The organism is Winogradskyella wandonensis, assembly GCF_004346845.1.
GTDB classification, from domain to species: Bacteria; Bacteroidota; Bacteroidia; order Flavobacteriales; family Flavobacteriaceae; genus Winogradskyella; species Winogradskyella wandonensis.
On sequence record NZ_SMGI01000003.1, the window covers coordinates 247,623 to 260,872 of the forward strand.

Below are 13,250 nucleotides of genomic sequence, written 5' to 3' on the forward strand. Positions count from 1 at the left end.
AACATTATTGAGACCCTAAAACAACACTTCGACTTTGTTTAGTGCATCGGTTCAGGGTGACGCTACGCGTCAAAAATCAAATTGATAGGTAGCTCCAGCTAAAAACTGAATCCCTTGAACTGGGAAGTTTTGCCAGCGCTGATAATCTTGATTTGCTATATTATTTACTTTCCCATAAACCGAAAGGTAATCGGTTATTTTATAGCCCACATGCGCATTGGCATCAAAAAAGCTATCTAAAGTTACTGGTGTTCTCAGAGGTGGACCTAAAGTTCCGACTAAAGCGGATTCTTCTTTACGTTCTCCAGTAAAGAACACACTTCCACCCATAAACCAATGTCTGGATATCTGATAGTCTAAAAATACAGAACCTGTGACATTTGGTAGATTCCAAGCTTCTGCTTCTGCGCTAGTATTGTAATTAAAATATTCGCCTTTAATGGCTAATTTAAAGTTACGATTAACATCGATATTTAACTCACCTCCAACAGAAAAGGTTTTAACGTTATCATAAACCACGCCTACAGAATTACCAAATTGATAATCTTCAGTAGCAAAGCTTTGTGCATCGTTAGTTTTGAGCAATGCTTTGTTTTCCTCAGCAAAGTAGTTTCCGTTAATGTTATAACTCACGTTATTAGAAAGCTTTCCTTTTAAGCCAATAAAACCATGATATTGCTGGTCTGTTGGTGTTACCAATAATGTTGGAGACACAAACGGACTTTGATTAACAAAATCGTAATACGAATTCTGAATTAAATCTCCCGTAACACCTGCGTAACCTATCAAAATATCGTTTACCAATCTGTACGACGCTACGATATTAGGGTATAAAAACAGTTTGTTCTCATTAAACTCGGTATCGTTTAAATAGGTTAATCGAATACCTAAATCCACCGTTAAGTTATCTTCTTTTAATTGATACGTTGGTGATAAACTAAAGTTTACATTTCCGTAGTTGAGTTCTGCTATAGTATTGTAATTTCTATCAAAACTTCCGCTTAAATAATCTACTCGCAACTCCGTTTCAATAATCTCATCTCTAATTGGCACATCGAAAGCAGCTTTAGCCACAAAACGGTTTTCGCCAGAATCTCTATTGTCACCAAAACGTCTAAAGCGTACACTTCCGTTTTTGATAATAGCATTATCGAAATTTAGCTTTCCGCCAACATAAAAACTATTATATCTTATTTTTGGGTCAATGGTATTCGCTTCAGTTTGTCCAAAAAACTGCTGAGGCAATCCGTACCAATTGTATGCCATAACATCTGCACCTAAATCTATTTTCCAAGAAAAATCATTCAGTTTTTGAGAATAGTTGACATTAATACCTGTTTTAGAAAAATCGTCATCTAACAACAAACCATCTATGCCACCTTGAGATGAGTGATGACTTAAGTATCCGCCAACATTTTCTCCACTGCTGAGCTCATGATTCAAGTATACTTCTCCTAAAATTGTGGTGTAAGTCCCAAAGCCGAGCGATGCATAATTATCGTATAACTTAATAGGTTTTGCCTTGTCTACATTAGCAGCCTTGCCTTTTGCTGGTGTAAATGTTGATGCCACCGGAATTGAAAAAATATTGTATTTCACTTCCTTTTTAGTAATTGTGTTAGCATCCTCCGTTGATGGCTTATCCTTGACTTTAAATGCATCAGAGATTGTAGGCGTATATGGCTTTATAACATTTACCGTCTGGTCATCAATAGTATCTTTTGTACGTTCTTGTGCAAATACAAAAGTTACAGTTAGCGCTAGTATTAGGGTTATATTGAATTTAATTTTCATTATTTTGATTTTAAGTTGAATTAATTATGAGATTTCTCAATCGAAACAAGTTTCTCATTTCGAAATGACTCTTTCATAATTAATTATCACCTGATTCGATTGATGAATTTGTCTTTGCTTCTTCTGATTTTATTATATCGAGTTCTTGTTTTGCTTCTGCTACAACATCTTCGTATTCTGGGAAGCTAGAAATCACACTTTCTAAAATATAGGTCGCCTGAAATGCATCATCTAAAGCATAATAATTCTTTGCCATAACAACCAGGCCTTTGGCTGAGTAGAGCTTATAACTACTGTAATCTTTAGCTAATTTCTGAATAACAGTATTTGAAGCCGCATACTTTCCATCTTTATTTTTGAAATACGCATTATAATACAAGGCCTCTGCTGCAACAATCCCTGAAGCTGTTTTTTGCACCTCAGCATAGGCAGATTTTGCTTTAGATTCGTTACCAGTTTCCCAAGCAGAACGTGCAATAATGAGTTGAGCATCATTTTTAACCTTACTATCTAAGTTAGATTTAGACAATACCTTTTCAGCATAACTTTCTGCCTCTGTAAAATCTTTAGTTTGGTAATAGGCATTCATTAGATTAGACTGCGCGTAAATAATATTCTGAGGATAATCTGCCTCAGCTTCTAGCTGTTTTAAAACCAATATCGCCTCAGACCAATTTGAATCATTTAAGTATATTTCACTAAGTTTTACAGTAGCTTGCTCTGTGTATTCACTCTTAGCAGCTTCTACAACGGCTTTGTAATGTGGTTTCGCATTATCGAATAATTCCTTCTTGTAGTATAATTGGGCTAAATAAAAGTGAGATTTTACAGCGTGAATTCCGCTTGGAAAGGCATTAATATATTTATTGAACTGTGTAATGGCTGCATCTGTATTACCATCTAAATATTGTTTTTCTGCTGCTAAATACGTGGTATTGTCCAATTCTGCATCGGTTACTTCAACATAATCCAACGTTTTTACCCAACGCGCATATTCATCTACACGACCCAAATCTATATAAATCAATCGCGCAGTAGATACGGCTTGCACCGCTTCTTGCGAACCTGCATAATCATTAGCTACTTTTTTGAATTTATTCAACGCCAACTCATTCTCATTAGAGTTGTAATACACTAAGCCTTGACGCAGTAAGGACTTAGAAACAAAAGCACTTCGCTTGTATTCTGAGTTTAAACGGTCGTACATTTCCATAGCCTTATCCGTATCATTAGCTTTTACATAAGAGTTTGCTAACTCATACATGGCATCGTCTCGTAAGCCTGACTTTGGATATCCTATTATAAATGTATTTAGTTCTTTTATTTTTGTAGACGCTTTCCCCATGTAACCATGACTCATGGCTTTTTGAAAAGCTGCATAGTCAGTTTCAATTTCATTGATACCAATGGCTTTATCGTAAGCTGAAATGGCCTTTGCGTAATCACTCGATACAAAATAGCCATCACCCAATCGTAGATATGCATCGTTAACCCTAAGCTTATCCTCTTTTGTTCTATCTATAAATAATTTGAAATAATTTGAGGCTTGACTGTAATCTTTCAGCTTAAAATAAGTGTATGCTAAATTATAGTCTAGATTTTTGGTCTCGGATAATTCTGAAATTCCATCTTGTTGCTTGAATTGTTTAAACCCAATCAAAGCGTCGTTATAGTTGGTTAAGTTATAGTCCGTTTCCGCCTTCCAGAAGGTTGCTCTGGCCACAAATACATTATCTCTTGGTTCTGACAATGACTTTTCGAACATGTTTAGAGCTTCAGAATATTGGTCTTCATTGTATAACTCTATACCACGATAAAAAGCCACTTTTTGATAAGCTACTTTATTCTCGAAACTCTTTCTGTTTTCTAATAGGTTTAAGGCTTCTTTATAATTTTTTGACGTGATGTAAGAATCAATGAGTAAGGTTTCAATCTCTTCTTTATAAAGCGTTTTAGGGTATGCCTCCAGATAACCTGCTAACACTTGCGGTACGGATTGGTAAGGATTCCCTATTTCGTAACTCAACTTGGCATAGTTTAACCAAGCATCTTCTTTAATCTTGTCGTCAAACGGCATTTGTGACGCATTCCTAAAGGCATTTAATGCTTCTGTTTTTTTATTGAGATTAATATAACTTTCGCCTAAATGATAATAGGCGTTTTGCGCTATGGAATTGTTTCCGTTTATAATTTTATTAAACTCTGAAATTGCATTCTCAAAATCATCTTGCTTGTAATACGCATACCCCAATTGATAGAAGTCGGTATTATTCCAGCGTCCATTTTTACCGTTGTAATTTTTTAGATACGGAATTGCTTCAGCATATTTCTGAAGATTAAAATAACTCTCTCCTATAATTTTAGATAATTCTGACTTTTCTTCTTCATTGCTCTTTGGCAACTGTGCTTCTGCGAGTTCTATGGCTTTATCAAACTTTCCGAGTTTAAAATTCAAATCTGCTTGATAGTAGCTTAGCTTCTCTTTGTACTTTTCATTATCAGAAACCGCTTCAAAATAGTCGTTCGCAGCATCATAATCATCGCCTTCGTAAGCCATATAGCCTAAATAATATTTGGCTTGCTCGGTGTATTCACCATTTTCTTTTACGCGATTAAGATATTTCTCTGCACCTGTTCTATTTTTGGTAGCATAAAGACTATAACCGTAGTTAAAATTATACTTGTCTTGCTCTGAGCGCGCAATACTATTTTCGTCTACTTTTTCGTACCATTTTCTGGCGCGGGAATAATCTGAATTTTCAAAATAAAAATCACCAACGTCCAAAAAAGCTGTATTTCGTTTAGTACTTGTTGGGTAGTCTTCTACAAAATCTTCGATTAAATCATCTGCATTTTTTTGATTGAGTCTTACTGCGCAATTGGCAATGTAGTAACTACAATCAGACTTTAATAGGTCGTCTTCCGTATTGTATTTAATATCATCGAATAAAGATTGAGCTGCTTTGTATTGCTTATTATTATATAAGGTTAATGCTTTTTGATAGTCCTTAAACTGGCTTGTATAAATAGCGGTTTCTTGAGCAATAAGTAGTGAAGAAACACACAGAAAAAGACCAAGACTTATATTTTTTAGTAACGTCATTAGCGTCGTTTTTTGATTTGTATTTTGATGAAACACTTACACCCAAAATTAATTGAATGTGTTAATACTAACGTATAAAAACCGTGATAATTATGAACTAAGTTATCAAATTCCTATTTGTTAATACGCTATTGATTTTCTACGTTAAGTAAAATGTACTGCCAATTATTATGCCACACTGAAAAACCTAAAATTGATTTTTTTACAATACATTTATACCCATTAACGTTTTCAACTTTTAAAAAACTTATGTCTAAAACTGTTTTACAGCTTAAAAATGCCAATATCTATCAGGGAAACAACTTAGTACTTACAGATGTAAATGTAGAATTACAAAAAGGCGATTTTGTATATCTAATTGGTAAAACAGGCAGCGGAAAAAGTAGTTTTATGAAAACACTTTATGCCGATTTAGAACTCACAGAAGGTGAAGGTGAAATTGTAGACTTTAATCTTAAAGGCTTAAAAGAAAAGGATATTCCGTTTTTAAGACGAAAATTGGGAATTGTGTTCCAAGATTTTAAATTACTACCCGATAGAACCGTAAATGGCAACTTAGAGTTTGTTTTAAAAGCTACTGGTTGGAAAGACAAGGACGACATAAAAGAACGTATTGATTCTGTTTTGAATAAAGTGGGAATGGGTACAAAAGGCTTTAAGTTTCCTCATGAGCTTTCGGGTGGCGAACAACAACGAATTGCTATCGCAAGAGCCTTACTTAACGAACCAGAGCTAATTTTGGCAGATGAACCTACTGGAAATCTAGACCCACAAACAAGCATTGAGGTAATGGAGTTGCTACAAGACATTAACAAAAATGGAAATACCATTTTGATGGCAACACACGATTATGCCTTACTTTTAAAGTATCCAAGTAAAACCTTTAAGTGCGATGAGAATAAGGTGTTTGAGGTGGTGCAACGTAAAAGTTAGAGTAAATTCTCTACAATAATTTTGGCATTCTCTATGTCTTTATAATTAGCCAAAGCTACTTTTCGTTCTTCTGTAAGACTAAATTGTTTTGAAATTAGTTCTCTTACTGCGTTTTGGTAAGCTTTTTTTGTTTCTGCAACTTCGCAAACAGATAAGATTTTAGCATCGTCGACCATATTTTTATTCAAAATACAATGTCTGCCATTAAATAAGGCTGTAAAAACCTTAAGTTTAGTTCCAGACTCCTGAAAAGAATATAAGGTATTAATGTGAGCATTCTCTATGAGTTTTGTAAGCTCCTCTTGTTCTGTGACTTTTACAAACGAAATAGTATTATATTTTTGGATAAGCTCTAATAGACTCTTAGGAAGGTTTGAACCAGCAATAACAAGCGGAAAATCTAAATCCTTAAATACTGTTATTAAAAACTGTGCGGATTTTAAATTATCTGCAGTAGTTAAATCGCCGTGGTATAACGCGTATTCCCCACGACCAGGTTTTGATGTTATAGACTTGTAACCTTGAAAAGCAGGCAAAAAAACCGATTTAGGATTATACGTTTTAGAGAAATAAGCATGCTCACTATAAGAAATATTAAAAAGTAAATCGGCTTTGTTTAATATAGCTTCAAACTTTTTCTGTTTTTTACCTTCGATATAATGCGCTAATTTTCTAAGAGGATGGGTTTCGCTCTTAGATAAGCCCCAACTGTAATTATGCTCAATATTATGATTTCTTACAGCAACGTTCTGCTTAAAGTTGGCATTTATCAACATACCACAACAGCGCAACGATTCGATAAAAATTGGAGCTGCATTTGCTTTTAGTCTATCTACAAGTAATTGACTTTGCCTAGTTTTTACAGAGAAAGGTAAAAACGAAAAGTGTTTTGCTATATGTTTTTGTCGTTTATACCTATAAATAGTTTCGCATAACGTTTCTAATTCTTCAAAGTTAGCCCTATCATCATAAAACACATGTAAATCTATTTTAACACCTAACTGAGTTAGAGCCTTAATCTTATAAAACATATCTATAGCTCCACCAAAATTAGCTGGATAAGGATTATTGAAGGCTACAATTTGTATGCTTTTACTAGACATATCACAAATCTATGGGATTTTAATTGTAAAGTCTAAAAACAAGCTTGAAATAAAAGATTATTTTTACCCTAAATTCAATAGAAAATGCCTCCGTTTTTTTCAGTAGTCATACCGCTTTATAACAAAGAAAAATACATTAAAAAAACTCTTGAAACTGTTATTAATCAAACGTTTGAAGATTTCGAGGTTATTGTAGTTAATGATGGAAGCACGGATAATAGCGTTGCAGAAGTCAAAAAAATAGATGATTATCGTATAACCATTTTTAATCAAGAAAACCAAGGTTTATCACACACAAGAAATAATGCCATATCGTATGCAAAAGCCAATTATATTGCCATGATTGACGCCGACGATTATTGGGAGCCTAACCACTTACAAACACTATATGATTTAATTAAGGACTACCCAAATCAAGGTGCTTATTGTACGGGATACACGCTAAAAAAAACGGAGAGTATTTATCATCGTGCAAATTTTAATGGATTAGAAAAAAACTTTAGAGACGTTGTTCCCGATTTTTTTAAACATTCCTTGGAGCATTGTATCGCCTGGGTTGGCTCTACATGTATTCCTAAATATGTTTTTGAAAAAGTTGGGAATTTTGACCCTGAAATATATTCAGAGCAAGATATCGATTTGTATATCAGAATTGCATTGAATTATAAGTTTGTGTTAGACAACAGTTCTGTAACCGCAATTTATAACAGAACAATGGATGATAACATGTCTAATTTTAACGAAAAAAAAGCGATTCCAAAATTTTTAAATAGCTATAAAAACGAAGAAAAACAGAATCCAAATCTAAACCGGTATATGGATTTAAATCGTTTTGCTACGCTCGTTTTTTTTAAGCTTTCCGGTAAAACAAATTTGGAAGAAGCGCTTTTAAAAGCTATTGATTTTAAAAACCTTACAGGCTATCAACGCCTTATTTTAAGATTACCCAATTCTGTTGTCCGCTGGTTATTTAAAATAAAAGACAGGTTAAAACTTAATCCTCATTTTATTTTTAAAGCGTCCTAAACCTCGATTAAACTAATCCATTGCTGTAGCGCTTTTTCCTCTGTAAAGGGCGAAATGTAAGTTCTAAGATTTTGTGTTAGTGTATCGTAAAAATCGGTGTCTAAAAGTTTATTTAGTGCGTTGATTAATTCGTTTTCATCTTGATTTTTAACAAGCAGTCCATTTATGCCTTGCTCTATAATTTCTGAGGGGCCACTTTTACAATCAAAAGAAATCACTGGTGTTATTAACTGTATAGCCTCGATAAGAACCATTGGAAAACCTTCGCTATGGCTTGACAAAACTAACGCCTTTGCCTTTTCTATAAAGCCAGCAACATTGGTATCGAATCCTTTTAAAAATACCAAATCACCGAGATGTTGTTCTTCTATTTGTCGATTTAAAGTATCACGTTCGGAACCTTCGCCGAAGATAAGCAGCTTAATATCATTTTCTGGTAGTCTTGATGCCTTATAACAGGTTATTAATACATCAAATTGTTTTATCTTTTCTAATCGACCAACAGCGATGACATAATCATAATCAACACTTATAGGTTTTGATTCGTTTATTATAGGGTAATTATAGATAACGAAACTATCTAGCCCCAGCTGCTTTTTAATTTCAGATTTAGCCAATTTGCTAACAACGATAATTTCTCTATTCTTAACTAGGGTATATTTTGATAGAAATGGCATTGTAACTAACGGAAAATATAAAGACAAATCGTAATGATGCACACAATAAATGACCCTAGAATTTTTGAAAACAAATCTTGAAAAAATAAATTCTTTTAACCATTTTGTACGTACACGATGGTCTAAAATGACATCAAAACTTTGAGCACGAACATAATTTTTAAATAATCTAAAAGCTTTTATTTTAGAGTGTTTAGACTTTATCTCACCAAAATTGTAAAGATTACCAGCATAATCGTAATCTATATGATTTTGCATGATTATAGTTGTAACGTTGTATCCTAAAGCAACAAGAGATTTAGATAAATTTGCTGTCATCTTCTCAGCACCGCCAGAAGCTAATCTATCTATAAGTAAGCCTACTTTTTTAGTCATTTAAATCAGTACTATTAAAATAGGTGTCAAAATTTTTGTTTCCAACAACCATTCGCTTTTTAGGTGTATATGATTTACTAAAAACACTATTTTCTTTAGTCATGCTGGTGTGCATAATCCCGAATAGATGTCCTAAACTATCGTAAGTGAATTGTGATGTAAAAGGCATGTTTTTATTGTATTCGAAGTCAATAGGTTTTTCAAACTCATCCGAAACCCATAATACAAAAGGAATCTCAAACATAGATTTTGTTAATATTTCTTCGTTTCTACCAAAAAAGTCGGTGCCCTCGTCATAAATATTTTCGCCGTGATCTGATATATAAACCATTGCACTTTTTTGATTTTTGGCCTTTAGTTTCGATAAAATCTCATGAACTATAAAATCGTTATACAAAATAGCATTATCGTATTGATTTCTAAGTCTTTCTTTTTCTGAAATATTGGGGTTATTGTCAAATCGATTAAATGAAGCCGGATATCTATTATCATAATCAAAGTGCGTCCCAATTAATCGTAACACAATTAGTTTTTTTCCAGGTTTATCCAATAGCTCTTCGTAATCAGGTAGTATTTCCTCATCCAAAATTTTAGTATCTCTATCTATTAAATGATTATAAAATTTAAAACTCTTAGATTTTGAGGCTATTTTGCTAATGGCATTATCGTGATAGCTTATCGGTCGCTGATTAGATAGCCAGTAAGTGTCATAATCTGCCGCATTAAATACCTGAACAATATCTGTTAGATTTCCACTGGACATATCGCTTAAAGAGGTTAAAATTTTGGGGACAGCTTTAAGTGTAAAAACATCAGTAGAGATAACATTGTTAAAGATATATAAGCTGTCTTTTATGGTATTTAGCAATGGTGTTGTTGGTTTATTATACCCATAGATTTGCATATGGCTTCTATTGGTAGATTCGCCCAGAACTAAAACTAGCACGTCATTATCTGCCGTGATTTGTAAATCCGCAGCCTTAATATTTGATGAAAGCTGCATTCCATTCTGCAAATCTACATAACCGTAAACTCCACGTACTGCATTATGATATGCATTACTTTCTATAAATCCTGTAAATTTTAAAAACAACAAAATAACCAAAGCACCACTAAAACCAATGCTATTAGAATACTTAAAATCAACCTTAAAATTCACATTTCGCAATTTTAGAAACAATAAGCTATTAGCTAGAAATACCAGAAGTATTTTCCAATTAAAATAGCCTCCCGCAAATTCTTTTAGTTCAGAAGAACTTGACTCTAAAAGTAGATACATGTAGGATGATGAAAATGTCGAAGACACCGCCAAATACGATGTAGTTTCTAAAACAACATAAAAAATATAGACAAATAGTAAAAGATTATTAAATAGCTTATTTTGAAAAAACTGAATATGAATTAATAGCGAAACACTACAAAAAAATATGGCATCCTCAACTAAATCTTCGTGGTCGAAAACGCCCCAATCCACAAAGACTAGAAAAAACAGATATTTTAATATTAGCGGTGTTGCTAAAAGAAACAAATGTCTAATTAAGCGAAGAGTCATCAGCTAAGAGATAGTTTTTATTCTTTGTAAATATAATTAAACTAGTCACGATAAGATATAAGGATGTACTTAAGATATAAGCGTAGAATACACCGTCTAGATGTAGCGATTTTAAGAAATAGACACTAAATGCATAAAACGAAAGATAAATTATAGCATCCGTTAAAAAATAATAAGCCACCATTTTTTTTGCATGAAACTGATAAGCTAATGAAAACCCTATTATCTTAAAGAAATCCCCAATAAATTGAAGAATAACGTACTTTTCTATAATTATAAACTCCTCAGTTAAAAACAATCGGATAACAAAAAAACGAATAAGATATAAAACCACGAACATGGCAATTAACAACGGAATTAATCTACTGAAATAATAATTCATGATAGACTTGTATCCCTTCAATGTTGTATTTATGGAAAGTTTAGGCAACAAATACAGTGTGAAAATTGAAGTGAAAAATATCATGTAAAACATAGATATCTTATTAACAGCCTCCCAGTAACCAGCAACAGCTTCACCTTCTACAGAAATAATAGAATTTCGTATTAAAAGATAGGAGAAACTAAGTAAAATAGTAGAGTAAGTTGCCATGATTATATAGGTAGACATTGACTTTATAATCGCTACAGAAACATTTTTAAAAAGACTTAAAACATTAACAATAACTAATCGTACCGACTTTAGAAGTAAACTTACAATAAAAGTTACCGCAGAAGTAAAAACTATGGCTACAAGCGCACCTTTAAGATTATAGTTATATATCAATACTGCTGTTATAGCAGCATTTAAAACACTATACAATACAGACAACTTAGTATAACTCTTTAGCTCTTGAAGCCCATTTATAATGTATAAAACAATGAAATTTAAAGAGATTAAAGGCAATAACACAGCAAGTGAAACAAATACATCTGCATAGTCATTTGACTTAAAGACGTAATAACTTAAACTATTAGAAAATATTGAAAGCAGTACGCCAACGACTATCGATAAAGAAAGACTAAAGAAAATTATCGAGGAAACAACTTTAGAAAAATGTAAGGTATTGTTTTTGTTTTCCGCTATGTATCGTATTGTCCCACTCTGAAAGCCATTTGCCGTAACCCCAATTACAATTTGAAAGATATTTCTAAAATTACCAACCAAAGCATAGCCACTTGGCCCTAAGAAAATAGCACTAACCTTAGACACTACAAACGAAGATAAGAGCTTGAAAAATATAATAATGGAATTGTAGGAAAGTAGCCTAAGAAACATGCAGTTTTAATTAAAACTTTTCCGAAATATATGTATTAGAATGCTATTTTATATAGTATCCTCTGGAATAATTCTAAAAAGGGAACTACTAAAAATTAAAATAACGATACCAAAATGTAATAAGTGCGTAAGAAAATGCCCCATAACCGCACCTTCTAATCCATAGACATCAATCAAATAAATACTAGACACGTATAGTGTTACAAACAAGAATATTTCTAGGATTATAAAATGGCTAAACATTTTCTTAGCCAAAAACTGGTAGGCTATTACCATAGCTAAAACTCTAATAAAGTCTCCAAGAATCTGCCACAAAAATAATTCTCCTGTGGGTAAAAACTCTTCAGAAAAAATAAGACGAATTGCAAGGCTTCGAGCAAAATACAGAATAATTAAAATGCCAGCGAAGTACGGCATTAAACTCTTATAAAAGCTTAAAACTTCGTTTCTAAAATCGGTTTTAGTATCTATAGTTTTTAATTTAGGAACTAAATACAACGCTATTAAAGAATTAACAAACATCATATAATAATCTGAAATACGATTCATTGCCTCCCAATAACCAGCTTCCTTAATTCCAATTTCATCAATAATATAATTACGAATTAATATCATCACCACAGGTAGCGCGACCGCACTCGTTAGAGCCATTACAGAATACGGACTAAGTTTGTTTAGCATCGTGGACGAGACCTTTGTAATCTTAACAAAAGGCACAAGACTTGTTCTAAACAAAATGCCAACTAGTGTTATTAAAAAGATAAGTCCCGGCGTTATAGCTATAGCTATTAGAGCACCATCTATTCGGTCTTGCCAAATAAGAAGAAGTGTTATAAGCAGACCTCCGATTTGACCAATGATATTTATTATGAGTAAAAATTTGTATTTGGAGTATCCATTCATAATCGCAAAACAAAAGGCGTTTAGCGAATAAAGAGGAAGCACAAAAGCCAAAATTTCTATAACATAAGTATAATCTGCGTCGCCGAATAAGAAGGTATTTACATAATCTGCAAAGTAATAACAAGAAAGGGCCGCCGCCATGGTGCTGATAAAACCAATGTAAAACCCTGTTGATAATACTTTACTTAAATCTTCCTCTTTTTCTTTAAATTCAGCGATGTATTTCACCAAACCCTTATAAAAACCTAGAGCTGAAAAAGACTGAATTCCCTTTAAAAAACTTGAAATATTCCCAACAAGAGCAAGACCTTCGGCACCGATAAAAATGGCGATAAATTTTGAAGTAAATAAACCAGCAATAATTTTTAATCCAACTGTAAAAGAATTTAGGTTAGCTACATTAAATAGCACGTTGGAATTTATATACCTATTGAATTTTTTCAACTGGAGTTTGGGGAAATTTAGTTTTGAACAAATCTAATTTTTTCAAAGTAAATGACCAACTTAACACCATAAAATTTAAGAC

General features: G+C 32.9%; 9 protein-coding genes. 2 read left to right on the forward strand and 7 right to left on the reverse strand.

Annotated elements, in window-relative coordinates; translation table 11 throughout:
- Positions 1-69: 69 nt before the first annotated feature.
- Both DFQ05_RS10425 and DFQ05_RS10430 read right to left on the reverse strand, forming a co-directional pair.
- The gene (locus DFQ05_RS10425) at positions 70-1,794 is read right to left on the reverse strand and encodes a TonB-dependent receptor (protein ID WP_132705343.1); all 1,725 of its coding nucleotides are present in this window, start codon (positions 1,792-1,794) and stop codon (positions 70-72) included.
- Between the two features lie 79 nt (positions 1,795-1,873).
- Entirely contained in the window at positions 1,874-4,897 is a 3,024-nt protein-coding gene (locus DFQ05_RS10430) for a tetratricopeptide repeat protein (RefSeq protein ID WP_132705344.1), read from the reverse strand.
- A 249-nt stretch (positions 4,898-5,146) separates the two neighbouring features.
- Between DFQ05_RS10430 and DFQ05_RS10435 the strand changes: the two genes are divergently transcribed.
- Entirely contained in the window at positions 5,147-5,830 is a 684-nt protein-coding gene (locus tag DFQ05_RS10435; RefSeq protein WP_132705345.1) for a cell division ATP-binding protein FtsE, read from the forward strand.
- Here DFQ05_RS10435 and DFQ05_RS10440 read toward each other — a convergent pair.
- Positions 5,827-6,933, reverse strand: a complete 1,107-nt coding sequence (locus tag DFQ05_RS10440; protein WP_132705346.1) for a glycosyltransferase — start codon at positions 6,931-6,933, stop codon at positions 5,827-5,829. The two genes, DFQ05_RS10435 and DFQ05_RS10440, sit on opposite strands and share 4 nt — an antisense overlap.
- A gap of 84 nt (positions 6,934-7,017) precedes the next feature.
- Between DFQ05_RS10440 and DFQ05_RS10445 the strand changes: the two genes are divergently transcribed.
- On the forward strand, positions 7,018-7,959 hold the full coding sequence (locus DFQ05_RS10445) for a glycosyltransferase family 2 protein (protein ID WP_132705347.1): 942 nt from the start codon (positions 7,018-7,020) through the stop codon (positions 7,957-7,959).
- Here the strand turns inward: DFQ05_RS10445 and DFQ05_RS10450 are convergent.
- From DFQ05_RS10450 to DFQ05_RS10465, 4 genes are all read right to left on the reverse strand, one after another.
- Positions 7,956-9,011 carry a glycosyltransferase gene (locus DFQ05_RS10450; protein ID WP_132705348.1) on the reverse strand — a complete coding sequence of 352 codons (1,056 nt, stop codon included), beginning with the start codon at positions 9,009-9,011 and terminating at the stop codon, positions 7,956-7,958. The two genes, DFQ05_RS10445 and DFQ05_RS10450, sit on opposite strands and share 4 nt — an antisense overlap.
- Positions 9,004-10,563, reverse strand: coding sequence for a phosphoethanolamine transferase (locus tag DFQ05_RS10455; RefSeq protein WP_132705349.1), 1,560 nt, complete (start codon positions 10,561-10,563; stop codon positions 9,004-9,006). The genes DFQ05_RS10450 and DFQ05_RS10455 overlap by 8 nt, the downstream gene beginning before the upstream one ends.
- Positions 10,544-11,755 carry an MATE family efflux transporter gene (locus DFQ05_RS10460; RefSeq protein WP_241974254.1) on the reverse strand — a complete coding sequence of 404 codons (1,212 nt, stop codon included), beginning with the start codon at positions 11,753-11,755 and terminating at the stop codon, positions 10,544-10,546. The genes DFQ05_RS10455 and DFQ05_RS10460 overlap by 20 nt, the downstream gene beginning before the upstream one ends.
- Before the next feature lie 114 nt (positions 11,756-11,869).
- Positions 11,870-13,168, reverse strand: a complete 1,299-nt coding sequence (locus DFQ05_RS10465; RefSeq protein WP_132705351.1) for an O-antigen translocase — start codon at positions 13,166-13,168, stop codon at positions 11,870-11,872.
- Positions 13,169-13,250 lie beyond the last annotated feature (82 nt).